Source organism: Tistlia sp., assembly GCF_040905785.1.
Classification (GTDB): domain Bacteria; phylum Pseudomonadota; class Alphaproteobacteria; order Kiloniellales; family DSM-21159; genus Tistlia.
Window position 1 is genome coordinate 1 of the sequence record NZ_JBBDQW010000031.1, and the last position, 23787, is coordinate 23787.

The window sequence follows — 23787 nt, forward strand, 5'->3', positions numbered from 1 at the left end:
GGCGTGGCTGCGCATGCCGACGCCGATCACCGAGACCTTGACGACGTTGCTGTCGACCGAGATGTCGGTGAAGCCGAAACGCTCGCGGTGCGCCTCGATGACGTCGGTCGCGCGCGCCAGCTCGGCCCGCGGCACCGTGAAGGTCATGTCGGTGGTCTGCTGGTCGGCCGAGATGTTCTGGACGATCATGTCGACGTTGACCGAGGCCTCGGCGAGCGGCCCGAAGATCGCCGCCGCCACGCCGGGACGGTCGGTGACGTTGCGCAGGGTTATCTTGGCTTCGTCCCGGCTGTAGGTGACCCCGCTTACGACTGCCTTTTCCACGCTCTCGTCCTCGTCCGCGACCAGGGTGCCGGTGCCCTCCTCGAAGCTCGACAGCACCCGGACCGGCACCCGGTGCTTCATCGCCATCTCGACCGAGCGGGTCTGCAGGACCTTCGCGCCCTGCGACGCCATCTCCAGCATCTCCTCGTAGGTGATCCTATCGATCTTGCGCGCGCGCTGCACGATGCGCGGGTCGCAGGTGTAGACGCCGTCGACGTCGGTGTAGATGTCGCAGCGCTCGGCCGCCAGCGCCGCGGCGAGCGCGACCGCCGAGGTGTCGGTGCCGCCGCGGCCCAGGGTCGTGATCCGCCGGCGCACGGGCTCGAAGCCCTGGAAGCCGGCGACCACGGCGACCTCGCCCTCGGCCATGCGGCGCAGCAGATCCTCGACCTCGATGCGCTCGATGCGTGCCGAGCCGTGGGCGTTGTCGGTGACGATGGGAATCTGCCAGCCTTGCCAGGAGCGGGCCTGGACGCCCATATCCTGGAGCACGATGGCCAGCAGGCCCGCGGTCACGTTCTCGCCGGAGGAGACGATCGCATCGTATTCGCGCAGGTCGTAGAGCCGGGAGGCCGCGCCGGCGTAGCCGACCAGCTGGTTGGTGACGCCGGCCATCGCCGAGACGGCGACCGCGACTTGGTGGCCGGCGGCCACCTCGGCGGCGACCTTGCCGGCGACGTGGCGTATGCGCTCGAGGTCGGCGACGGAGGTGCCGCCGAACTTCATGACGATGCGGGCCATGGTTCAAGAGGCCTGAAAAAGCGGTGGACCCGAGGGCGACGGCGCCGAAGCGCCGGAAGCGCGGCGAGGGGCCAGGCTGCCTTGCCGCGCGATTCGCGGCTATCCATACTGAACAGACACGCGGAAAGGCAAGCGAGCGAGTGGTGACGGCAACTCCCGGGCGGAAAAATTCACAGGCCACGGTCGATCCGGCCGAGGTCGAGCGCTTCTCGGTCCTGGCCGAGGACTGGTGGGACCCGGCCGGGCGCTCGCGCGCGCTGCACCGGATGAACCCGACGCGCCTCGCCTACATCCGCGACCGCGTCTGCCGGCGCTTCGGCCGCGAGCCGCTGGGCGAACGCCCGCTGGCCGGCCTGAGCGTGCTCGACGTCGGCTGCGGCGGCGGCCTCGTCACCGAGCCCCTGGCCCGGCTCGGCGCCACGGTCACCGGCCTGGACGCCACGCCGGCGGCGATCGCCGTCGCCAGCGCGCACGCCGAGGCGCAGGGCCTGGCGATCGACTACCGCCAAGCGACGGCGGCCGAGCTGGTCGAGATCGGCCGCACCTTCGACCTCGTGCTGGCGCTGGAGACGGTCGAGCACGTCGCCGAGGCGGCCGATTTCCTGGCCGACTGCGCCGCCCTGGTCGCGCCCGGCGGCGGCCTCGTGCTCTCGACCTTCAATCGCACCGGCAAGGCCTTCCTGCTGGGAGTCGTAGCCGCCGAGTACCTGCTGCGCTGGGTGCCGCGCGGCACCCACGACTGGCGGCGCTTCCTGCGACCCTCGGAGGTCGCGGCCGGCCTGCGCCCGCACGGCCTGACGGTGCGCGACGTCCAGGGCATCGTCTACAATCCGCTGAGCGAGAGCTGGCACCTGTCGCGCCGGGATCTCGACGTCAGCTACCTGCTGTGGGCCGAGCGGGACTGACCGGCGGCCGGACCAAACCCCTCAGGCGTCGCCGGTGTCGATCCAGGGCAGGCTGGCGACCTCGACGCCCTCGTCGGCCAGGGCCTCGGCCTCCTCGCGCGTGCTCTCGCCGTAGATCCCCCGTGCCTCGGCCTCGCCATAGTGAATCCGCCGCGCCTCCTCGGCGAAGCGGGGCCCGACGTAGTCGCAGCTGGCCTCGACGCGGTGGCGCAGGTCGAGCAGCGCGCGGCGCAGCTCCGTGGCCCTGGGATCGGAGGCGACCTGCTTTTCCGGCGGCGGCGGCGGCGCGGCGGCACGGCCGCGGGCGAGCCGGGGCGCCATGATCGCCTTTTCGACCTTGTCGGTTCCGCAGCTCGGGCAGACGACCAGCCGGCGCTCCGCCTGCGCATCGAAAGCGGCACCGTCCTTGAACCAGCTGTCGAATTCGTGCTCGTTGTCGCAACGCAGGCTGTAGAGAATCATGGCCTCGGCCGCAGGTCCTCAGGGTCGACGAATGATAGATGGCGATCGCGTGACGGAAGGTAAAGCAGGCTGTCGCACCGGGCACCGGGCCGAGGCGACGCCCTCGGCCTGGATCGCCCGCTTCGCGGCGCTGGTGCCGGCCGGTGGGCCGGTGCTCGACTTGGCGGCCGGCGGCGGCCGTCACTCGCGGCTGTTCCTCGGCCGCGGCCATAGCGTGGTCGCGCTCGACCGGGACGTTTCGACGCTGGCGCCGATCGCCGACCCCCGCCTCGAGGTCGTGGCCGCCGATCTCGAGGCCGGGCGCTTCCCGTTGGCCGGCAGGCGCTTCGCCGCCGTTGTCGTGACCAACTACCTGCACCGGCCGCTGCTGCCCGCCCTGGTCGAGGCGGTCGCGCCCGGCGGCCTGCTGCTCTACGAGACCTTCGCCCAGGGCAACGAGGCCTTCGGCCGCCCGAGCAACCCGGACTTCCTGCTGGCGCCCGGCGAACTGCTCGAGGTGGTGCGCGGCCGGCTGCGGGTGCTGGCCTACGAGGACCTGACCGTGAGCGTGCCGCGCCCGGCGGCGATCCAGCGAATCGCCGCCCGCTCCGGCTGAACCGGGCTGCGCCGCCGCAGCCAGGGATTCCTACTCGCCGGCCTGGCGGAGCTCCTGCCGTGGCGGCGCGAAGGGGCGGTCGTGCTGCAGCGCCGGCACCATGCGCCGCGCCTCGGCGACCGCGGCGGTATCGATCTCGGCGGTGACGAAGCCGGGCGCCTCGCCGCCGTCGGCCAGGACCTCGCCCCAGGGCGCGACGATCAGCGAATGGCCGTAGGTCTTGCGGTCGCCGGCGTGGGTGCCGCACTGGGCCGGCGCGAAGACGAAGCAGCCGGTCTCGATGGCCCGGGCGCGCAGCAGCACGTGCCAGTGGGCCCGTCCGGTGAACTCCGTGAAGGCGGCCGGCACCGACAGGAAGCTGGCGCCGCCCTGGGCTAGGCTGCGGTAGAGCGCGGCGAAGCGCAGGTCGTAGCAGACGGTCATGCCGAGCCGGCCCCAGGGCAGCTCGGCCAGCACCGCCTCGCGGCCCGGCCGGAAGGTCTTGGACTCCCGGTAGGTCTGGCCGTCCGGGATCTCGACGTCGAACATGTGGATCTTGTCGTAGCGGCCGGCGACCGAGCCGTCGGGCGCGAACAGCAGCGAGCGGTTGGCGCAGAGCTCGGGCTCGAGCCGCACGGTCGAGGAGCCGATCAGCAGCCAGCGGCCGAGCTCGGCGGCCAGGGCCGAGAAGGCGGCGACGGCCGGGTGGTCCTCCTCGGGGGCCGCGGCGGCCAGGCTCTCCGAGCGCCGCAGGGTCATCATCGGCGTGTTCTCGGGCGTCAGGATCAGCTGGGCGCCCGCGGCGGCGGCCTCGCGGATCGTCGCGCTGGCCGCCTCGATGTTCTCCGCCAGGCTGTCGCTGCTGGTCATCTGCACGCAGGCGACCTTGAACGAGGTCCCGCCGTTTCCGGCAGCCGGGCCGGTCACTGGCCGGCCCCACCGGACAGGCGGGCGTCGAGCTCGCCCCGCGCCTCGAGCGCGTAGAGCCGGTCGCAGTCGCCCAGGTACTGGTCATCGACGAAGACCTGCGGCACCGAGGTGCGGCCGCCGGCGCGCTCGACCATCTCGGACTTGCGCGAGGGGTTCATCATAACGTCGATCTCCTCGAAGGCGACGCCCTTGTCGGCGAGCAGCTTCTTGGCCCGGTAGCAGAAGGGGCAGAAGGCGGAGGAATAGACTTCGACCTTGGGCATCGCGGCAGCTCCGTAGTGGCTCAGGGCAGAGTGATCCTGGCAGGCGATATAGGCAAGGCGGGCGGCGAAGTCAGGCCCGGCCAGCGCCGAGGCTCTCCCAGACGCTCCTCAGGGTCGGGCGCGCACGACCCGGGCGAGCACGAGGGCGTCGACCGAGGCGGCGCCGGCGCGCTTGAGGGTGCGCGCGCAGGCCGAGAGCGTGGCACCCGTGGTCAGCACGTCGTCGACCAGCAGCACCCGCCGGCCCTTGAGCGCCCTGCGTGCCGGCGGCGGCACCGCGAAGGCGCCGGCGACGTTCAGCTTGCGCCGGCGCCGGCTGAGCCGTCCCTGGGACGGCGTCGCCCGGCGCCGGACCAGGAGCAGCGGCGCATAGGGCTTGCCGCCGAGCCGGGCCAGCCCCTGGGCCAGCAGGCCGGCCTGGTTGTAGCGGCGCAGGAACAGGCGCCGGGGGTGCAGCGGCACCGGCACCACCAGCTCGGCCTCCTGCAGCAGCTCGGCGCCGGCCCGGCGCATCCAGAGCGCGAAGGCGGGGGCGGCGTCCGTGCGGTCGGCATGCTTGAAGCGCAGGATCAGGGGCTTCGAGGCGGCATCGTAGGCCAGGGCGGCGCGTGCTCGGTCGAAGGCCGGCGGGCTGCGCCGGCAGCCCGCGCAGAGCGCCTCGCCGGCCAGGTCGACTGCGGGCTCGAACTCGAAGGGGTGGCCGCACTGCCGGCAGCAGGGCGTGCCGAGGAAGCGCAGGCCGCCCCAGCAGTCGGCGCAGACCCGGCCGGGCTCGTCGACGGTCCGGCCGCAGGCCAGGCAGCGCGGCGGCAGCAGCGCGTCGAGCACGCCGCGCCACAGCCGGCGGCCCCAGAGCCGGCCAGCCTGGAGCAGGCGAGACCTGGCGAGGCGGCCGGGCGGCGCGGCGCCGGTCATTGCCAGCGGCCCCGCCGGCTGCCATATCGCCGGGCATGTCGGACAGCCAGCGCCCCTTCGACCGCGCCGTCGTGCGCCGCCACCGCGAGCGCGCCGCCGCGGCCTGGCCGGCCCACGACTTCCTGGTCCGCGAGGTCGCCGGCCGCCTCGCCGAGCGGCTCGACGACATCCGCCGCAGCTTTCCGCTGGCGCTCGACCTCGGCTGCCACGGCGGCGAGCTGATGCAGGCCATGGCGGGACGCGGCGGCATCGAGCGGACCGTCGCCTGCGACCTGTCCGAGGCCATGGCCCGGCGCGCGGCGGCGACCGGGGCCGCCGCCCTGGTCGCCGACGAGGAGGCGCTGCCCTTCGACGCCGGCAGTTTCGACCTGGTCGCCAGCGCGCTCAGCCTGCACTGGGTCAACGACCTGCCCGGCGCCCTGCTGCAGATCCGCCGGGCGCTCAAGCCGGACGGGCTGTTCCTGGCGGCGCTGCTCGGCGGCGAGACGCTGGGCGGCCTGCGCGCCGCCCTGGTCGAGGCCGACGGCGAGATCAGCGGCGGCGCCGGCCCGCGCGTCTCGCCCTTCGCCGACCTGCGGGACGTGGGCGGCCTGCTGCAGCGCGCCGGCTTCGCTTTGCCGGTGGTCGACAGCGACACCCTGGAGGTGACCTACGAGAGCGCCCTGGCGCTGATGCGCGACCTGCGCGGCATGGGCGAGAGCAGCGCCCTGGCCGCCGGCCGCAAGGGCTTCACCCGGCGCGAGACCCTGCTGCGCGCCGCCGAGCTCTACGCCGAGCACTTCGCCGGGCCCGACGGGCGCGTCTCGGCGAGCTTCCAGGTGCTCTACCTGACCGCCTGGGCGCCCCACGCCTCCCAGCAGCGGCCGCTGCGGCCCGGCAGCGCCGCGCAACGCCTGGCCGAGGCGCTCGAGACGGTCGAGCGCCCCGCCGGCGACAAGGTCGTTCCGACAGGACAGGCCGGGCCTCCTCCTTCCGGGAAATCCTGATCTGCCGCGATGATCGCGAGCCGGCCGCCCGCTGGCAAGCGGCGCCGCCCCCTTCCGGCCGCCCTTTGCTAAAGGAGGTCGCGGAGCTGGGCGACCAGCGGCAGGTCGGCCGGGGGCATCGGGTAGTCGGCGAGGCGCGCCGGACGCACCCAGGCGAGCCGCTGACCTTCCAGCGGCTGCGGGTCGCCCTGCCAGACCCGGCAGGCGAAGAGCGGCATCAGCAGGTGGAAGTCCTCGTAGCCGTGCGAGGCGAAGCCGATCGGCGCGAGGCAGGAGCTGCGCGTGTCGAGGCCGAGCTCCTCGGCGAGCTCGCGCACCAGCGCCGCCTCGGGGGTTTCGCCGGCCTGGACCTTGCCGCCCGGGAACTCCCAGAGGCCGGCCATGGCCTTGCCAAGGGGCCGCTGCGCCAGCAGCACCCGGCCGTCGGCGTCGATCAGCGCGACCGCGGCGACCAGCACGACCGGCTTTGCCGCCGGCTCGGCCTCCCGCGCGGCGGCCTCCCAGCAGCCGCCGCCGGTCACCCGACGGCTCCGTCGCAGCCCGCAGGCTTGCATGGTTCGCCCTTCGACAGGCTCAGGGTGAAGGGCTCACCACGAAGCGACGGAGGCCTCGTCGTGGGATCCGGCGCGCGCTTCATGGTGAGCCTGTAGAACCATGCCAGCGACGGAGGCCTTGTCGCGGAGCCCGAGGCGCGCTTCGTGGTGAGCTTGTCGAACCATGCAAGCGCGAAAGGCGCCGGCCGAGCCACGCTCACATGTTCGAGGCCCACCGCCAGTCCCCTCAGCTCCGGTACGAGCCGTTGATGTCGATGTAGCCGTGGGTCAGGTCGCAGGTCCAGACCCGCGCGGCGCCGCGGCCGATGCCGACGTCGACCTCGACCAGGATCTCCCGCCCCTTCATGTGCGCCGCGACGGGCGTCTCGTCGTAGCCCTCGACGCGCTGGCCTTCGCTGGCCACGGTGACGCCGCCGATGGCGATGCGCAGGCGGTCGCGGTCGGCCTTCTCGCCGGCCTTGCCGACGGCCATGACGATGCGGCCCCAGTTGGCGTCCTCTCCGGCGATCGCGGTCTTGACCAGCGGCGAGTTGGCGATCGACAGCGCGATGCGCTTCGCCGCCCGGCCGCTGGCGGCGCCGCTCACCGCGATCTCGACCAGCTTGGTCGCGCCCTCGCCGTCGCGCACGACCTGCAGGGCGAGATCGCCCAGCAGCGCTTCGAGCGCCTGCCGGAAGCCGCGCAGGAGCGGCGAGCCGGGCCCCTCGACCGGCGGATGGCTGGCGGCGCCGGTGGCGAAAGCCAGCAGGGTATCGCTGGTCGAGGTGTCGCCGTCGACCGTTATGGCGTTGAACGAGCGGTCGGCACCGCGCTTCAGCAGGCTCTGCAGCACCGCAACCGGCAGCCTGGCATCGGTCGCGACGAAGGCGAGCATGGTCGCCATGTCGGGCGCGATCATCCCCGAGCCCTTGGCGATGCCGACCAGCGTGACCTCGGTCTCGCCGATCCGGGCGGTGCGCACGGCGCCCTTGGCGAAGGTGTCGGTGGTCATGATCGCCCGCGCCGCGCGGTCCCAGCCGTCGCCGCCCAGCTGCCCCTTCAGCGCCCCCAGGTGGCTGGCGATGCGCTCGTCCGGTAGCGGCTCGCCGATGACGCCGGTCGAGGCGACGTAGAGCTGCTCGCGGCGCCCGCCCAGGGTCTCGGCCAGGGCCCCGAGCAGGCGCTCGACCGAGGCCATGCCGCGCGCGCCGGTGAAGGCGTTGGCGTTGCCGGCGTTGACCAGCAGGCCGAGCGCGGCGGCGCCGCCGGCCAGGGCCTCGCGGCACCAGAGCACGGGGGCGCTGGCAGTCAGCGAGCGGGTCAGCACGCCGGCCGCCGTGGTGCCCGGCCGGAAGCGCAGCAGCAGCAGGTCGTCGCGACCCTTGTAGCGGATCCCGGTGGCGGCCGTGGCGATCTCGACGCCGGCGACCGGCGGCAGCTCGGGGAAGCGCTCCGGCGCAAGCGGCGAGACCTTGCTCATGACGACGTCCTTGCTGTGGCTTGCACGCGCAGCCCTGCGGCCGGCTGCCCCGGACTACTCGGCCTTCGGCTCCTCGGCCGCGGGCTCCTCGGCCCCCGGCTGGGCCGCCGCATCCGGCGCCGCCGGCTGCATGATCTCGACGCTGGCCTCCTCGCGCAGGGCCTTGACCTGCTCGTCGATGACGCCGCGCGCGACCTGCTCGCGCAGCTCGGCCTCGACCTCCTCGAGGCTCGGCGCCGGCGCCTCGCGGCGGTCCTCGGCCAGGATCACGTGCCAGCCGAACTGGGTTTCGACCGGCTCGCGGGTGTAGTCGCCGGTCTCCAGCTCGAAGGCGGCCTCGGAGAAGGGCGCCACCATCTGGTCCCTGGCGAACCAGCCGAGGTCGCCGCCCTGGGGTCCCGAGGGGCCGGTCGAGCGCTCGGTGGCGAGCTGCTGGAACTCCGCGCCCTCCTCGAGCTCGGCGATGACCGCCTCGGCTTCCTCCTTGGTTTCCAGCAGGATGTGCCGGGCCTTGACCTGCTCGGCTGCCGGGTTCTCGGCAAGGTAGGCCTGGTAGGCGTCCTGCAGCTTCTCCTCGGTCAGCGCCTCCTCGATCTGGTCCTCCAGGTAGACGCGGCGCACGGCGTCCGCCTCGGCCTCGGCGACCAGGGCGCGGACGCGCTCGTCCTCGGCGACGCCGGCGTCGCGGGCGGCCTGGGTCAGCAGGGTCAGATCGACCAGGCGCTCGATCAGGGCCGGGAACAGCATGCCGACCTGGGCCTGCATCTGCGCAGGCAGGTCCTGGGCCGAGCGCAGCACGTCGGACTGGCGCAGCTCCTGCCCGTTGACCACGGCGACCACGGGGTCCTCGCCGGTCGCGGCGGCACCGTCCTGCGCGGCGGCGAGCTGCGGGACGGCCAGGAGGGCGAGCCCGAACAGCGCGGGGGCGAGCCAGGGGAAGCGGGGCATGGGGGAATCCTTTCGAGCGGGCCGGCTCCGGCAGGAGACGGGATAGGGTCGTGGCGACCGCGGGCCTCGGCGCCGGCCCATCGACTGGACGGGGCCGCCACGCTGCATCGGCGGCACTATGCAGATAACGGGCCGGCGAACAAGGGCAGGCGGCGCTGGGATAGCCGCCCCGAAGGCATGCGCGAGGCTCGGCCGGGGGCTTCGGCTCGGGGCGTTTCGTTGACAGGCCCGGTCGGGAGCCATATCTGTGACCCCGCAGGACTGGCGCCCTTCCGAGGGCGGCCGGCCCACGCCCCGTGCCCCGAGGACTTCATGATCGGCTCCATCGCAAAGCGGCTGTTCGGTTCAGCCAACGACCGCTTCGTCAAATCGCTTCGGCCCCTGGTGCTTCAGATCAACGCCCTGGAGCCCGAGGTCGAGAAGCTCTCGGACGAGGACCTGCGGGCCCGCACGCCGGCCTTCCGGGCACGGCTCGAGGCCGGAGAGAGCCTGGACGACCTGCTGCCCGAAGCCTTCGCCACGGTACGCGAGGCGGCCCGGCGCACCCTCGGCCAGCGCCACTACGACGTCCAGCTCGTCGGCGGCATCGTCCTCCATCGCGGCATGATCGCCGAGATGAAGACCGGCGAGGGCAAGACCCTGGTCGCGACCCTGGCGGTCTACCTCAACGCCCTGGCCGGCAAGGGCGTGCACGTGGTCACCGTCAACGACTACCTGGCCCAGCGCGATTCCCAGTGGATGGGCCGGATCTACGAGTTCCTGGGCCTCAGCGTCGGCTGCATCGTCCACGCCCTGCCCGACGAGGCCCGCCGGTTCGAGTACGCCAAGGACGTCACCTACGGCACGAACAACGAGTTCGGCTTCGACTACCTGCGCGACAACATGAAGTTCCGCCTGGAGGACATGGTCCAGCGCGAGTTCTGCTACGCCATCGTCGACGAGGTCGATTCGATCCTGGTCGACGAGGCGCGCACGCCGCTGATCATCTCCGGGCCGGCCGAGGATTCCTCCGAGCTCTACCGCCAGGTCAACGCGCTGCTGCCGGGCCTGGTCGAGGAGGACTACGAGAAGGACGAGAAGCAGCGCTCCGTGACCCTGACCGAGGCCGGCGTCGAGCACATCGAGGCGCTGCTCGCCGAGGCCGGCCTGCTCAACGAGGGCACGCTCTACGACATCGCCAACGTCGGGGTGCTGCATCACGTCAACCAGGCGCTGCGCGCCCACAAGCTGTTCTCCCGGGACACCGACTACCTGGTCAAGGACGACAAGGTGGTCATCGTCGACGAGTTCACCGGCCGCGCGATGGAGGGCCGGCGCTACTCGGAAGGCCTGCACCAGGCCCTCGAGGCCAAGGAAGGCGTCACGATCCAGCAGGAGAACCAGACGCTCGCCTCCATCACCTTCCAGAATTACTTCCGGCTCTATCCGAAGCTCGCCGGCATGACCGGCACGGCGATGACCGAGGCGGAGGAGCTCGCCGACATCTATCGGCTCGAGGTCATCGAGATCCCGACCAACGTGCCGGTCGCGCGCCTCGACTACGACGACGAGGTCTACCGCTCGGTCACCGAGAAGTTCGACGCCATCGTGGCGCAGATCGAGGAATGCCGGCAGCGACAGCAGCCGGTACTGGTCGGCACCGTCTCGATCGAGAAGTCGGAGATGCTGGCCGCCCTGCTGCAGAAGAAGCAGATCCCGCACCACGTGCTGAACGCGCGCCAGCACGAGCAGGAGGCCTTCGTCATCGCCCAGGCCGGCCAGCCGGGCGCGGTGACCATCGCGACCAACATGGCCGGCCGCGGCACCGACATCCAGCTCGGCGGCAACGCCGACATGCGGCTTGCCCAGGAGATCCCCGCCGAGGCCGACGAGGCGACGCGCGAGGCAGCCGCCGCGGCGATCCACGCCGAGATCGAGGCCGCCAAGCAGGTCGTCAAGCAGGCCGGCGGCCTGTTCGTCCTGGCTACCGAGCGCCATGAGAGCCGGCGCATCGACAATCAGCTGCGCGGCCGCTCGGGCCGCCAGGGCGATCCCGGCGCCTCGAAGTTCTTCCTGTCCCTCGAAGACGACCTGATGCGGATCTTCGGCTCGGACCGCATGGAGGGCGTGCTGCGCCGCCTCGGCCTGCAGGAGGGCGAGGCGATCGTCCACCCCTGGGTCAACAAGGCCCTGGAAAAGGCGCAGTCGAAGGTCGAGGCGCGCAACTTCGAGATCCGCAAGAACCTGCTGAAGTTCGACAACGTGATGAACGACCAGCGCAAGGTCGTCTACGAGCAGCGCAAGGAGCTGATGCTCGCCGAGGACGTCAAGGACACCATCGTTTCGATGCGCGAGGAAGTGCTGGGCGACGTCGTGACGCGCTGCATCCCGGCCAAGGCCTACGCCGAGCAGTGGGACGTCGCCGGCCTGCACGAGGAGGCGCTGCGCCTGTTCGGGCTCGACCTTCCGGTCTCCGAGTGGGCCAAGGAAGAGGGCATCGCCGACGAGGAGATCCGCCAGCGCATGATCCAAGAGGTCGAGCGCAAGATGGCGGCCAAGGAGGTCAACTTCGGCCCCCAGCTGATGCGCCTGGCCGAGAAGCAGATCCTGCTGAACGTGCTCGACCGCCAGTGGAAGGACCACCTGCTCAGCCTCGATCACCTGCGCCACGGCATCGGCCTGCGCGCCTACGCCCAGCGCGATCCGCTGAACGAGTACAAGAAGGAGGCCTTCGACCTCTTCGAGAACATGCTGGTGCGGGTGCGCGAGGAGACCACCGCCCTGCTCAGCCACATCGCGATCCGCACCCAGGACCCGGCCGCCGTGACGCCGCAGCGGCCGCCCCAGGAGATGCACGAGACGCGCGAGGATCCGGCGCTGCGCCCGGGGCCGGGAGAGCGCGAGCCCGAGTTGGTCGGCGCCGGTGCGCCGCTGCGCGAGGGCGGCGCCCAGGCCGCGGCCCAACCGGCGCGCCGGCCGGTCCAGAAGCCCGCGGCCAGCGCCGTCGATCCCGGCGATCCGGCGACCTGGGGCAAGGTCCAGCGCAACGCCCCCTGCCCCTGCGGCTCGGGCAAGAAATTCAAGCATTGCCACGGCAAGCTCGCCTGAGCCCCCGCGACCGACCGGGTGAACCGCCATGCGCTGCCTGGTCCTGATCAATCCGAACAGCGGCCGAGCCGCGGAAGCCGAGGACGCCGTTCGCTCGCTCGAGGCCGCAGGCCTCGATACCGAGATCGAGCGGCCGGAAGGTGAGGTCGCGGCGCGCAAGGTGATCGAGCGGCGCGCCAACGAGTTCGACGCCCTGGTCGTGGCCGGCGGCGACGGCACCTTCCACGGCCTCGCGGAGAGCCTGGTCGCCGCCGGCAAGCCGCTCGGCATCCTGCCCCTCGGCACCGCCAACGACCTCGCCCGCGCCCTGCACATTCCCGACGACCTCGAGCGGGCCGCCCAGGTGATCGCGGCCGGCAAGCGCCAGCGGATCGACCTCGGGCGCGCCGGCAGGACGCTGTTCTTCAATGTCGCGACCATCGGCCTGGGCGCCGAGGTGCCGCGCTTCCACAGCGGCGAGCGCAAGCGCCGCCTCGGCCTGCTGAGCTACCCGGTCAGCCTGTGGCTGGCCTGGCAGCAGAACCGCTCGTTCCGCGCCCGGATCCGCTGCGACCGCGAGACCGCGCGCGGCCGCTTCATCCACATCGCGGTCGGCAACGGCCCGAACTTCGGCGGCGGCCTGGTCGTCGACGAGGACTGCCGGATCGACGACGAGACGCTCTACCTCTACGCCATCAAGCCGGTCGGCTTCTGGCGGATGCTGCGGCTCGCGCCCTGGATCCGCGCCGGGCAGCTGCGGCCCTGGCCGGAAGTCCTGACGCTGCGCGGCAAGCGGATCACGATCGCGACGCCGATGCGCCGCCGGATCAACCTCGACGGCGAGATAGCGGGGCACACGCCCTGCACCTTCACCGTCGAGGCGAAGGTGCTTGAGGTCTTTGTACCTTGAACTCACCTATAGCCCTTCGCCCCGGCGTCGCGCCGGGGACCGGGAGTCGGACGAGGCCGAGGCGATGAGTACGATCAAGGACGAATGGACCGTTGCGCTGGAGGATGTCGCGCGCGCCCTGCACGGGGCGATCGAGGTGCTGAAGCGGGTCGGCACGGGGCTCGACGACACGCTGCTCGACGCCGACGCCCTGGCCGACGCGCCGCAGCAGCACGAGCGGCTGCTCCAGCAGCTCGAGGCGATGATCCGCAGCCACGGCGAGCTGCCCGACGACTTCGACCCGGAGCGCGACCTCGCGCGCGACGCCCTGGCCTCGCTGCGCGAGACCTTCTCGACCAACAGCACGGTCGAGATCCTGCGCGAGGCGGAGGAGGCCGAGGAGGCCCTGGTCGCCGCCGCCGCGGAGGCGCTGTCGCTGGAGGAGATCGGGCCGGAGACCGAGGAGCTGCTCGGCGGCCTCGGCCGGCTCGCGGTCGAGACCGGCAGCGACCTTGCCCGCCTGCGCCTCGCGGCCATCCTGACCTGGGCCTGACCTGGGCCTGACCCGGGACTTGGCGTGACCGGGGCCTGGAACCAACCGGGCTCGGGGCTCGTCTTGCCTCCGGCAGGCACCTACCGGGAGACCTCACCGTGAACCTCAAGGCCGCAGCGCTGGCCGGCGGCTCCGTCGCCGTCTTCTTCTACGTTCTCTGGGCCTTCGGCGGCTTCGTCGGCGCCGTCTACTGGGCGATCCAGGAGAGCCTCCTGAACGTTGTGCTCAGCATCTTCATCCCGCTCTACGGCGGGCTCTCGGTGATCTACGACCTGATCTTCGGATAGCCGCCCCGTGGGTAGCTGGCCCGGGCTCGGCGCCTTCACGTCCCTCGACAGGCTCCGGACGTGGGGCGCAGAGCCTCAGCCCAGGCCCTTCTGGCCCATCGCCAGGAACTTGTCGCGGCGCTGGACCCTGAGCGTGCCGCCATCGAGTCGGCGCAGGGCGTGCAGCGCCTCCTCGATGGCGTCGCCGACCGCGGTCATGGTCTTGCCGCGCCCGCGGTGGGCGGCGCCCAGCGGCTCGGGCACGATCTGGTCGATGACGCCGAGCCGCTCCAGATCCTGGGCGGTCAGGCGCAGCGCCTCGGCGGCCTCCTGGTTCTGCTCGGCCGAGCGCCAGAGGATCGAGGCGCAGCCTTCCGGACTGATCACCGAGTAGATCGAGTGCTCCAGCATGATCACGCGGTTGGCGGTGGCGAGAGCGATCGCCCCGCCCGAGCCGCCCTCGCCGATCACCGTCGCGATCACCGGCACCCTGAGCTGCAGGCTGAGCTCGATGCAGCGCGCGATCGCCTCGGCCTGGCCGCGCTCCTCGGCGCCGATGCCGGGATAGGCGCCGGCGGTGTCGACGAAGGTCAGCAGCGGCAGCCTGAAGCGCTCGGCGAACAGCATCAGGCGCTGCGCCTTGCGGTAGCCCTCGGGCCGCGGCATGCCGAAGTTGTGGGTCACGCGGCTCTGCATGTCGTGGCCCTTCTCCTGGCCGAGTACGACGCAGGAGTGGCCCCGGAAGCGGCCGAGGCCGCCGAGGATCGCCTTGTCCTCGCTGTACAGGCGGTCGCCGGCGAGCGGCACGAAGTCCTCGACCAGCGCGGCCAGGTAGTCGGCCGAGTGCGGCCGCTCCGGATGGCGCGCGACCTGGCATTTCTGCCAGGCCGAAAGCTTGGTGTAGGTCTGGCGCAGCAGGCGCTCCGCCTTGCCCTGGAGGCGCGCGACCTCGTCGGCGATGTTGAGCTCGCCGGCGTCCGAGAGGTGGCGCAGCTCTTCGATCTTGCCTTCGAGCTCGGCGATCGGCTTTTCGAAATCGAGATAATGGCGCATGGCGGAGCCCGACATAGCACAGCCCAGGGCGGTGTCACACCGCTTCCATGGCTCTACGCCAGATACAACGGCCAACCGGGGAATGGGAAGGCGTGTGGGCGCTGCCACATGAGCAGTCGCCGGTCAATCTCCGAACGTCTGCGATCTCCGATTCCAGAGCAGTCGCAACGCGAGATCAGTTTGGTCGAGGAGGTCTTTCACAGGGCGCGCCTTAGGTGTCCTCCATGCCCTGCACTCTCTCAAGAAGATCTCGCAATGTGATTTCCCCCCAGTCCTTTACTACCTCCCGCCCCTCCAGTGTGATGCCGCACTCATCCAGGATCTCCATCGTCACCGTTTCCCCAAATGTCCTCTTGAATATTTCTGCAACGTCATTCTTAGTGAGACTCAGCGTCATAAAGTAATCGCCGTTCAGTACGACTTTCCTACCCCAGCATACAGAAAGTTCGTCCCCGTCAAAATCCGTCTGCTGCTGCTCCATCGATATTCGAATTTTACCGGCCTGCACGTGCTTCGCATCCTCCACCTTGAACGAAGCGAGACGGTTCTGCCCCATGTCACGATTCCAGCCTCTTGCGCTCACCTTCACTGGAACATCCTCTCAAAGTACATTGTTGCTGAGCATGTGTCTGAGTATATGCCCATAAGCACAGCTTGTAAAGAGTTTTACTCACAGTGATAGCTTTGGGCCGAATTTAAATCAGCACATCTTGCTGTGCCGAGGGTCGCCAGCACCCTTGTCTAAAGTCCGGTTACTAGGCATGCTGCGCCTCGCTGTTCCTAGGGGTGTCCTCGCATGCGAGGGCTGAGAGTCCGCCGGCCGTGGCGGTGACCCTTAGAACCTGATCCGGGTCATGCCGGCGCAGGGAAGGAACCGGAAATCGGCCTCCGGCGACGATGTCGCGCCCCCGCCCGTTTCCGTCTTTCCCCGTCGCCCCGCCCAACGAGACGACGGAGGACATATCCCATGAGAGCTCTCGCCCTTGCCCGGGCCTTGCTTGCCAGGTGCCTGCTGGCCGCCCTGTTGCTGTTGGCCGGCGCCGCTTCCCACTCCGCCCGCGCCGACGAGACCGGCTACCGCGTGCTGCTCGACTGGTTCCTCAACCCCGACCACGCGCCGCTGGTGGTGGCGCTGCAGAAGGGCTTCTTCGAGGAGGCAGGCCTGGCGGTCGAGCTGCTCGAGCCGGCGGACCCCAACGACCCGCCCAAGCTGGTCGCCGCCGGTCGGGCCGAGGTCGCGGTCAGCTACCAGCCGATGCTGCACATCCAGGTCGGCGCCGGCCTGCCGCTAACGCGCATCGGCACGCTCGTCGCGACGCCGCTCAACACCCTGCTGGTCCTGGCCGACGGCCCGATCGAGACGCTCGCCGACCTGAAGGGCAAGCGGGTCGGCTACTCGGTCGGCGGGTTCGAGGAGGCGCTGCTGGCGGCGATGCTGGCGCCGCACGGCCTCGGGCTCGAGGACATCGAGCTGATCAACGTCAACTTCGCCCTCGGACAGTCCCTGCTGGCCGGGCAGACCGACGCGGTGATCGGCGCCTACCGCAACTTCGAGAAGCACCAGCTGCGCCTGGCCGGCGGCGCCGGCCGCTTCTTCTACGTCGAGGAGGAGGGCGTGCCCGCCTATGACGAGCTGATCCTGGTGGCGCGCAGCGACGTCCAGCCCGACCCGCGCGACGCCGCCTTCCTGGGCGCCCTGGAGCGCGGCGTGCAATACCTGATCAACCACCCCGAGGAGAGCTGGGAGCTGTTCGTCGCCTACAAGGAGGATCTCGACGACGAGCTCAATCGCCTGGCCTGGACCGACACCCTGCCGCGCTTCGCCCTGCGCCCGGCGGCCGGCGACGCCGGCCGCTACCGCCGCTTCGCCCGGTTCCTGCAGGACCAGGGCGTGGTCGGCGCGCTGCCGCCGGTGGAGAGCTATCTGCGCATGCCGGAGTGAGGGCGGCTCAGAAGAAGGGCGCGATCAGCGCACGCAGGCCGTAGGCCAGAGCCGCCACCGCCAGCACGCCGGCGCACCACAGGCCGAGGAACCAGAGCAGCCGGCGCCCGCGCTCGCTCATCGCCGGCGCCTCAGTGGTAGCCCTCGTCGCGGACCTTGCCGCGGAACACCCAGTAGCTCCAGGCCGAGTAGGCCAGGATCACCGGGATCATCACGGCGAAGCCGACCAGGGAGAAGATCTGTGTCGAGACCGGCGCCGCGGCCTCCCAGATGTCGACCTCGCGCGGGATCGCGTAGGGCCAGAGCGAGACGCCGAGGCCCAGGAAGCCGAGCAGGAACAGCACGGCGGCGCTGACGTAGGGCCAGACCTCGCTGCCGCGCGCCAGGGCCAGCCAGTGGAAGATCGCCACCGCCAGCACGGCGACCGGCACCGGCCAGAGGAAGGCGATGTTCGGCCAGCCGAACCAGCGGTCGGCGACCGCCGGGTCGCTGAGCGGCATCCACAGGCTGACAACCGCCATGGCGAGCAGCACGACCGGCAGCAGCAGGGCCGACCAGCGCCGCGCCCGCGCCTGCAGGGCGCCCTCGGTCTTGAGGATCGTCCAGCCAGCGCCGAGCAGCCCGTAGCCGAACACCAGCGCCAGGCCGACGAACAGCGGGAAGGGCGCCAGCCAGTCGAAGGTGCCGCCGGCGTAGACGCCGTCCTCGACAGGGATCCCGCGCACGAAGCCGCCGAGCACGACGCCCTGGGCGAAGGTCGCGATCGCCGAGCCGAAAAAGAAGGCGCCGGACCAGAAGCCCTTGCGCCGGGTCGAGCGGAAGCGGAACTCGAAGGCGACGCCCCGGAACACCAGGGCCAGCAGCATGGTGACCAGCGGCAGGTAGAAGGCCGGCAGCACCACAGAGTAAACCAGAGGGAAGGCCGCCAGCAGGCCCGCGCCGCCGAGCACCAGCCAGGTCTCGTTGCCGTCCCACACCGGCGCCACGGAGTTCATCATGCGGTCGCGCTCGAGCTCGTCGCCGGCGAAGGGGTACAGGATGCCGATGCCGAGATCGAAGCCGTCGGCCAGGACGTAGACCATCACGCCGAACACGATGACTCCGGCCCAGAGCATCGGCAGCAGCGTGTCGATATCCATTCCAGCCCCCTCCTACTCGCGCGGCAGGCGCATGCCCGGCGCATCGACGTGCTCGGCCGGCGGCTCCGACCAGGCCGGCCCCTGCCCCGCAATTCGTCCCAGGTACCAGGTGCCGGCCCCGAAGACGCCGAGGTAGACGACGACGAAGGCGGCCAGCGAGGCCGCCACGCTGCCCCCGGAAAGCGGCGCCAATGCGTCGGCGGTGCGCAGCAGGCCGTAGACGACCCAGGGCTGCCGTCCGACCTCGGTGGTGATCCAGCCGGCCAGAATCGCGATCAGGCCGAGCGGCGAGCCGGCCAGCGCCAGCCAGAGGAACCAGCGCGTGTCGTAGAGCCGGCGCCGGAAGTAGAGGAAGGCGCCGACGAGCCCGATTCCGAGTATCGCGAGACCGCAGGCGACCATCACCCGGAACGACCAGAAGACGATCGCGACCGGCGGGCGCTCGTCCGCCGGCCAGGACTTCAGCCCGCGCACCTCACCGTCCCAGGAGTGGGTCAGGATCAGCGAGCCGAGCTTCGGGATCGCGAGCTCGAAGCGGTTGCTCTCGCTCCGCTCGTCGGGAAGCGCGAAGAGGACCAGGGGCGCGCCCGGGCGCGTCTCCCAGTGACCCTCCATGGCCGCGACCTTGACCGGCTGGTGCTCCAGCGTGTTGAGGCCGTGGAGGTCGCCGGCGACGATCTGGAGCGGCGCCACCACGGCGACGAACAACACCGACATGGCGAGCATGGTACGCGTGCGCGTCTCCTCGCGCCCCTTGAGCAGGTGCCAGGCGCCGATGCCGCCGACCAGCAGGCCGGTCGAGAGGTAGGCGGCCAGGATCATGTGGACCAGCCGGTAGGGAAAGGAGGGGTTGAAGATCGCGGCCAGCCAGTCGGTCGGGCGGAAGTAGCCGTCGACCAGCTCGAATCCCGCCGGCGTCTGCATCCAGGAGTTCGCCGAGAGGATCCAGAAGGACGAGATCAGGGTGCCGACGGCGACCATGCAGGTTGCCAGGAAATGCAGTCGCGGGCCGACCCGATCCCAGCCGAACAGCATGACTCCGAGAAAGCCGGCTTCCAGGAAGAAGGCGGTCAGCACCTCGTAGGCCAGCAGCGGCCCCAGGATGTTGCCGGCCGCCTGGGACAGGCCCGACCAGTTGGTGCCGATCTGGTAGCTGAGCACGACGCCCGAGACCACGCCCATGCCGAAGCAGACCGCGAAGAGCTTGCTGAAGAAGCGATAGAGGTCGCGAAAGCGCGCCTCGCCGGTGCGCAGCCAGAGCAGCTCGAGCAGGGCGAGGTAGCTGGCGAGGCCGATCGTGATCGCCGGGAAGACGATGTGGAAGGATATCGTGAAGGCGAACTGAATGCGCGATAGCAGCAGCGGGTCGAATTCCATCGCGCGGCGCCTCCCGATCTGGACCCGCGGAGCCTAGCACGCCGCCGGCCGCGCCGGCCGCCCTCCATCGCCTCGGGTCGAGGCCTCGGGAGGGACGGCTCCTCGGGGCAACGCTTCCCGCGGCCCTGCGGTTGCAGGAGGGCGGCGCTTCAGCCGGCTTCGGCGATCTGCCGCGCCTTGTCGACCAGGACCTCGGCCTGCTTGATCGAGGCGATGTCGATCAGCCGGCCGTCGAGCGTGACCGCGCCCTTGCCCTCGCGCTTGGCCTGCTGCATCGCCGACAGGATCGCCTCGGCCCGGGCGATCTCCTCCTCGGAGGGCGTGAAGAGCGCGTTGGCCAGCTCGATCTGGCTGGGATGGATCGCCCACTTGCCCTCGCAGCCCAGGACCGCGGCGCGATTGGCCTGGGCCCGGTAGCCCTCGGCGTCGCGGATGTCGCCGAAGGGGCCGTCCACCGGGCGGATGCCGGCGGCGCGCGCCGCCACCACCATGCGCGCGATCGCGTAGTGCCACATGTCGCCCCAATGGAAATCGCGCGACGCGCCCGCGACCGCGGCGTCCGTCAGCACGCCGTACAGCGGGTTCGGGCCGCCGATATTGGTCGTGCGCGCCTTGGTCGAGGCGGCGTAGTCGGCGACGCCGAAATGCAGCGACTCGTTGCGGGCGCTGGCGGCGGCGATCTCGTCGACGTTGGCCATGCCCAGCGCGGTCTCGATGATCAGCTCGAAGCCGAGTCGCTTGTCCCGACCGATGGCGTCCTCGACCTGGGTCACCAGCATGTCGAGGGCGTAGACGTCGGCGTAGGTGCCGACCTTGGGAATCATGATCAGGTCGAGCCGCTCGCCGCCCTGCTCGATGACGTCGACGACGTCGCGGTACATGTAGGGCGTGTCGAGGCCGTTGATGCGCAGCGACAGGGTGCGCTTGCCGAAGTCGATCTCGTTGAGCGCCTTGACGACGTTCTTGCGCGCCTGGGCCTTGTCGTCGGGTGCGACGGCGTCCTCGAGGTCGAGGAACACGACGTCGGCGGCCGAGTCCGCCGCCTTCTCGATGAAGCGATAGTTGGAGGCCGGGACCGCCAGCTCGCTGCGGTTCAGGCGCGCCGTTGCCGGCTCGACCACGGTGAAGCTCATGGGCCGCTGCTCCCTTCGGCTGGCCGGCCGCGGCCGGGAGCCTCCGCTGTAGCCAAGGCCCGGGGCGGAATCAACCGCCTTCGCCGCCCGCCCTCCCGCCGCCCGGCCCGGCGCCGGGAGCGCGGCGAGGGCCCTCCGCGGGCCGGGCGGCCAGCGGATGGCGGTCCTGGACCAGGGACTTCAGCCGCTCGTCGAGCACGTGGGTGTAGATCTGCGTCGTCGAGATGTCGGCGTGGCCGAGCATCTGCTGGACTGCGCGCAGGTCGGCGCCGTGGGCGAGCAGGTGGCTGGCGAAGGCATGGCGCAGCACATGCGGCGAGACCTTGGAGGGGTCGGTACCGGCCTCGACGGCCAACTCCTTGAGCAGCTGGGCGACCCGGTGGCGGGTCAGGTGGCCGTCGCCGCCGCGCGAGGGGAACAGCCAGCGCTCGTCGCTCGGGCGGCGCAGGAAGCTGCGCCGCGCCGGTTCGTAGGCGAGCAGCGCCGCGCGGGCCGGCTCGCTGAGCGGCACCATGCGCTCGCGGCCGCCCTTGCCGCTGACGATCAGCAGGCGCGGGTCGCGGGCGACGGCGGCGGCCGGCAGCCCGACCAGCTCGGAGACGCGCAGCCCGGTGGCGTAGAGCAGCTCCAGGATCGCGACCAAGCGCAGGCCCTCGGGCCCGCGCCGCCGGCGCGCCGCCTCGAGCAGGCCGGTGACCTCCGCCTCGCTGAGGATCTTCGGCAGGCTGCGCCCCTGGCGCGGGCTTGCCAGCTGCAGGGTCGGGTCGTCGGACCGGCGCTCCTCGCCGAGCAGGAAGCGGTAGTACTGGCGCAGCGCCGACAGGCGGCGCGCGGCGGTGCGCGGCGCCAGTCCGGCCGTCTCCAGCGCCGCCAGATAGCCGCGCAGGTCCTCGGCGCCGGCCTCGGCCGGCGCCCGGCCGCGCGGTGCCAGGAAACCGGCCAGATGCTCCAGGTCCCGGCGATAGGCCTCCAGGGTGTTGGCGGCCGCGCCGCGCTCGGCGGCGAGCATCTCCAGGAAGGCTTCCACGTGATCCAAGCGCGTCCCGTCGCGGTCCCCCCGGCCGCGATGCCCCCGCCCGCGCGCGGAGGCTCCGGTCACAAGCCCCTGGCCACTGCCGCTTCCAGGGCGAGCGCCCGCGCCTCGCCGGGGCGATCGACCCGGTTCAGGGCCTCGACCGCCTTCGCCGTCGGGTAGGGGTGGCCGGCGACGCCGTTCTCGGCGATGACCAGGGCGGCCAGCAGCACGGTCTCGCCGAGCCGCGCGCCGACCGCGGCCTGTTCGAGAGCCAGCAGGGTCGAGGTGCCGGTCAAGGGCCCTGCGGACTCGCTGCCGATCAGCTCGCCGAACGCGAGCGCGTCGGTCTCGCCGAGGGCATAGAGCAGCCCGCGCAGCGTGACGACCTCGGCATGCAGCTCGGCCTCGGGGCTGCCGCCCGCCTGCCGGGCGCTGCGCCAGCCCGACAGGTCCTGCGGCCCGCCCGCGATCTCGACACCGGCCAGTCGTGCCAGCGGCCAGAGGTCGACCAGCGCTTGGCGCGCCGTCGGATCGACGCCGACGCTGCGCCGCAGCTCGTCGATCCAGGAGCCGGCCAGCTCGTAGCGGCCGGCCAGGAAGAGGGCGCGCGCGGCGCTCTGCGCGAGCCCCGGAGTCGCGTCGCTCGGCTGGAGCTCGGCGAGCAGCGGCGCGAAGGCGCGGGCGACGCCCAGCTCGACGCCGTCGGCGCGGGCGCTCGCCAGGGCGGGCGGGATCAGCTCGCCGCGCGCCGGGCCCTGGTCGCCGCGCGCCGCGACGTAGAGCAGGGCGCGTGCTTCGGGGCCCGCCAGACCGGCGGCCAGGCTCGCCGCCCGGCCGATCTGGTCGGCGCCGAGGCGGCCGGCCTCGTAGAAGCCGACCAGCTCCTCGGCCTGGATCGCGCCGGCTGCGGCGGCGCGCTCGGCCAGCGCCAGACGCCGGTCGCGGCCGAGGTCGCCGTCGCGGGCGGCCATGGCGAGGACCGCCGGGTCGCGGCTGTCCTGCCAGGAGGCCGGCGGCGCCAGATCGCTGCCGAGCACCAGGGCGACGTTGAGAGCGCTCGGTGCGGGATCCGCCGGCGCCTCGCCATAGCCGAGCGCGGCAGCGGCCAGCGCCGAAAAGCCCTGGTCGGCGCCCTCGCCGCTCTCGCGCAGCAGGTCGAGGCCAAGCATGGCGGCGTCGTTCTCGCCGGTCGCCGCCTGGCAGGCGACCTGCGCCTTGGTCCAGAAGGCGTCGCCCGGCTCGCGCGCAACGCCGTCGCGCGCCGTCGCGCAGGCCTGCCCATAGTCGCCGGTCAGCAGGCTCGCCTGGGTCTTCAGCTCGAGCAGGTCGGGCGCGCCGGCGGCCTCGCCCTCGACCAGGTCGAGGAGGGCGCCCAGGTAGGCCGACTCGCCGAGCGCCAGCAGTGCCCGGCCGCGCAGCACCAGAAGGTTCTGCCCGGGGCCGCCGTCCCGGACGACGGCGCGCACCGATTCGCCCGGGGTCTCGGCTTCGGACAGCAGCACGCGCAGCACCAGGGTGCGCAGCGTCGGGCTGTCGAGTGTCCCGGATAGGCGAGCGAGCAGGGCGACCACCGTCTCGCGCCGGCTGCCGCGCCACAGGTCGTAGCCGAGCCCGCCGTCGTCACGGGTCCAGAGGCCGAGGCGCTCGGGCGCCTCGGCCGCGCCGAGCGGACCGCCCAGTCCTCCACCCTCGAGCCCCCCATCCCCGAATCCACCTTCCCCGAATCCACCTCCCTGGTAGCCGCCTTCCCGGCCGGGGTCCGGCCGCGAGGGTGCCGCCGCGCCGCCGCCGGTCGCGGGCGGGTCCGGCAGCTGGAACAGCTGGATCGGTTGGGAGCCCTGGGCGAGCTGGAGGGCGGCAGAAGGCGGCACCGCGGGCGCTGGCGGGGCGGGATGCGCGGCGGCCGGGCCGGGGGCGGTGACGAGGAGCAGTGCCGCGGCCAGGGGCAGGAGCCCGGCGCCGCGCCGAGGGCTAGCGCGGAAAGCTGTCATCGGACAGGACCTTCTCGACCCGCGCGCTCGGTGGCTGGATGTCGACGAACAGCAGGGCCAGGCCCCCCCCGACCACCAGCAGCAGGACCAAGAGCAAGACCATCGCGCCGAACCGTCCCATAGCCTTCCTCGACTCCCACGACTGCGATCACGCACACTTTCTAGCAACCGGCCGGAGTCGAGGCCAAGCCCGCTTGCCGACGGCCCGCCCTCTCGACCACCTTCTCCCCAGTCTGGATCTGGCTCCCCGGTCTGGAGCTGGCTCCCCGGTCTGGAGCTGGCGAGGAGACCGGCCGAATTAT

At 71.9% G+C, this 23787-nt stretch carries 25 protein-coding genes and 1 riboswitch; of the genes, 8 read left to right on the plus strand and 17 right to left on the minus strand.

The window, feature by feature from the left end; translation table 11 throughout:
- A partial coding sequence (locus tag WD341_RS07840; protein WP_368424884.1) for an aspartate kinase occupies positions 1–1065 on the minus strand: 1065 nt, incomplete at its 3' end.
- 143 nt (positions 1066–1208) lie between these two features.
- Between WD341_RS07840 and ubiG the strand changes: the two genes are divergently transcribed.
- On the plus strand, positions 1209–1970 hold the full coding sequence (ubiG, locus tag WD341_RS07845; protein ID WP_368424885.1) for a bifunctional 2-polyprenyl-6-hydroxyphenol methylase/3-demethylubiquinol 3-O-methyltransferase UbiG: 762 nt from the start codon (positions 1209–1211) through the stop codon (positions 1968–1970).
- Positions 1971–1991: 21 nt separating this feature from the next.
- Here the strand turns inward: ubiG and WD341_RS07850 are convergent, their stop codons facing one another.
- Positions 1992–2432, minus strand: coding sequence for a DUF1178 family protein (locus WD341_RS07850; protein ID WP_368424886.1), 441 nt, complete (start codon positions 2430–2432; stop codon positions 1992–1994).
- A 49-nt stretch (positions 2433–2481) separates the two neighbouring features.
- Here WD341_RS07850 and WD341_RS07855 point away from each other — a divergent pair, with 49 nt between their 5' ends.
- Positions 2482–3027, plus strand: a complete 546-nt coding sequence (locus WD341_RS07855; RefSeq protein WP_368424887.1) for a class I SAM-dependent methyltransferase — start codon at positions 2482–2484, stop codon at positions 3025–3027.
- 30 nt (positions 3028–3057) lie between these two features.
- On the opposite strand, the gene WD341_RS07860 is transcribed toward WD341_RS07855, so the two are convergent.
- From WD341_RS07860 to WD341_RS07870, 3 genes are all read right to left on the minus strand, one after another.
- Positions 3058–3933, minus strand: a complete 876-nt coding sequence (locus WD341_RS07860) for a carbon-nitrogen hydrolase family protein (RefSeq protein WP_368424888.1) — start codon at positions 3931–3933, stop codon at positions 3058–3060.
- Complete coding sequence (gene grxC / locus WD341_RS07865) at positions 3930–4199, minus strand: glutaredoxin 3 (RefSeq protein ID WP_368424889.1); 270 nt, start codon at positions 4197–4199, stop codon at positions 3930–3932. The genes WD341_RS07860 and grxC overlap by 4 nt, the downstream gene beginning before the upstream one ends.
- 108 nt (positions 4200–4307) lie before the next feature.
- Positions 4308–5114 (minus strand): ComF family protein, encoded by an 807-nt coding sequence (locus WD341_RS07870; protein ID WP_368424890.1) that lies wholly within the window; start codon positions 5112–5114, stop codon positions 4308–4310.
- Between the two features lie 35 nt (positions 5115–5149).
- Here WD341_RS07870 and WD341_RS07875 point away from each other — a divergent pair, with 35 nt between their 5' ends.
- Positions 5150–6100, plus strand: a complete 951-nt coding sequence (locus tag WD341_RS07875; protein WP_368424891.1) for a methyltransferase domain-containing protein — start codon at positions 5150–5152, stop codon at positions 6098–6100.
- 68 nt (positions 6101–6168) lie between these two features.
- Here WD341_RS07875 and WD341_RS07880 read toward each other — a convergent pair whose 3' ends face one another.
- The 3 genes from WD341_RS07880 to WD341_RS07890 form a co-directional block, all read right to left on the minus strand.
- The gene (locus WD341_RS07880) at positions 6169–6621 is read right to left on the minus strand and encodes a (deoxy)nucleoside triphosphate pyrophosphohydrolase (protein WP_368424892.1); all 453 of its coding nucleotides are present in this window, start codon (positions 6619–6621) and stop codon (positions 6169–6171) included.
- A 259-nt stretch (positions 6622–6880) separates the two neighbouring features.
- Positions 6881–8113, minus strand: coding sequence for a bifunctional glutamate N-acetyltransferase/amino-acid acetyltransferase ArgJ (argJ, locus tag WD341_RS07885; protein ID WP_368424893.1), 1233 nt, complete (start codon positions 8111–8113; stop codon positions 6881–6883).
- Between the two features lie 54 nt (positions 8114–8167).
- A complete protein-coding gene (locus WD341_RS07890) occupies positions 8168–9061 on the minus strand; it encodes a peptidylprolyl isomerase (RefSeq protein ID WP_368424894.1) in 894 nt (297 codons plus the stop codon).
- 312 nt (positions 9062–9373) lie between these two features.
- Here WD341_RS07890 and secA point away from each other — a divergent pair, with 312 nt between their 5' ends.
- From secA to WD341_RS07910, 4 genes are all read left to right on the plus strand, one after another.
- Positions 9374–12148 (plus strand): preprotein translocase subunit SecA, encoded by a 2775-nt coding sequence (gene secA / locus WD341_RS07895; protein WP_368424895.1) that lies wholly within the window; start codon positions 9374–9376, stop codon positions 12146–12148.
- Positions 12149–12176: 28 nt separating this feature from the next.
- A complete protein-coding gene (locus WD341_RS07900) occupies positions 12177–13037 on the plus strand; it encodes a lipid kinase (RefSeq protein ID WP_368424896.1) in 861 nt (286 codons plus the stop codon).
- 64 nt (positions 13038–13101) lie between these two features.
- Positions 13102–13569, plus strand: coding sequence for a hypothetical protein (locus tag WD341_RS07905; protein WP_368424897.1), 468 nt, complete (start codon positions 13102–13104; stop codon positions 13567–13569).
- Positions 13570–13667: 98 nt separating this feature from the next.
- A complete protein-coding gene (locus WD341_RS07910; protein WP_368424898.1) occupies positions 13668–13856 on the plus strand; it encodes a hypothetical protein in 189 nt (62 codons plus the stop codon).
- A 75-nt stretch (positions 13857–13931) separates the two neighbouring features.
- On the opposite strand, the gene WD341_RS07915 is transcribed toward WD341_RS07910, so the two are convergent.
- Both WD341_RS07915 and WD341_RS07920 read right to left on the minus strand, forming a co-directional pair.
- A complete protein-coding gene (locus tag WD341_RS07915) occupies positions 13932–14888 on the minus strand; it encodes an acetyl-CoA carboxylase carboxyltransferase subunit alpha (RefSeq protein ID WP_368424899.1) in 957 nt (318 codons plus the stop codon).
- A gap of 211 nt (positions 14889–15099) precedes the next feature.
- The gene (locus WD341_RS07920; RefSeq protein WP_368424900.1) at positions 15100–15477 is read right to left on the minus strand and encodes a hypothetical protein; all 378 of its coding nucleotides are present in this window, start codon (positions 15475–15477) and stop codon (positions 15100–15102) included.
- Between the two features lie 183 nt (positions 15478–15660).
- Positions 15661–15774, plus strand: a riboswitch (TPP riboswitch).
- Positions 15775–15855: 81 nt separating this feature from the next.
- Here WD341_RS07920 and WD341_RS07925 point away from each other — a divergent pair.
- Positions 15856–16830, plus strand: a complete 975-nt coding sequence (locus tag WD341_RS07925) for an ABC transporter substrate-binding protein (protein WP_368424901.1) — start codon at positions 15856–15858, stop codon at positions 16828–16830.
- A gap of 7 nt (positions 16831–16837) precedes the next feature.
- On the opposite strand, the gene WD341_RS07930 is transcribed toward WD341_RS07925, so the two are convergent.
- The 7 genes from WD341_RS07930 to WD341_RS07960 form a co-directional block, all read right to left on the minus strand.
- Positions 16838–16951 carry a DUF2474 family protein gene (locus tag WD341_RS07930; RefSeq protein ID WP_368424902.1) on the minus strand — a complete coding sequence of 38 codons (114 nt, stop codon included), beginning with the start codon at positions 16949–16951 and terminating at the stop codon, positions 16838–16840.
- A gap of 10 nt (positions 16952–16961) precedes the next feature.
- Positions 16962–17969 (minus strand): cytochrome d ubiquinol oxidase subunit II, encoded by a 1008-nt coding sequence (gene cydB / locus WD341_RS07935; RefSeq protein ID WP_368424903.1) that lies wholly within the window; start codon positions 17967–17969, stop codon positions 16962–16964.
- Positions 17970–17981: 12 nt separating this feature from the next.
- Positions 17982–19346 carry a cytochrome ubiquinol oxidase subunit I gene (locus WD341_RS07940; protein WP_368424904.1) on the minus strand — a complete coding sequence of 455 codons (1365 nt, stop codon included), beginning with the start codon at positions 19344–19346 and terminating at the stop codon, positions 17982–17984.
- Between the two features lie 149 nt (positions 19347–19495).
- Positions 19496–20479 carry a CoA ester lyase gene (locus WD341_RS07945; protein WP_368424905.1) on the minus strand — a complete coding sequence of 328 codons (984 nt, stop codon included), beginning with the start codon at positions 20477–20479 and terminating at the stop codon, positions 19496–19498.
- Between the two features lie 70 nt (positions 20480–20549).
- Positions 20550–21515, minus strand: a complete 966-nt coding sequence (xerD, locus tag WD341_RS07950) for a site-specific tyrosine recombinase XerD (protein ID WP_368424906.1) — start codon at positions 21513–21515, stop codon at positions 20550–20552.
- A 59-nt stretch (positions 21516–21574) separates the two neighbouring features.
- Complete coding sequence (locus WD341_RS07955; protein WP_368424907.1) at positions 21575–23365, minus strand: hypothetical protein; 1791 nt, start codon at positions 23363–23365, stop codon at positions 21575–21577.
- A 100-nt stretch (positions 23366–23465) separates the two neighbouring features.
- Positions 23466–23588, minus strand: a complete 123-nt coding sequence (locus WD341_RS07960; RefSeq protein ID WP_368424908.1) for a hypothetical protein — start codon at positions 23586–23588, stop codon at positions 23466–23468.
- Positions 23589–23787 lie beyond the last annotated feature (199 nt).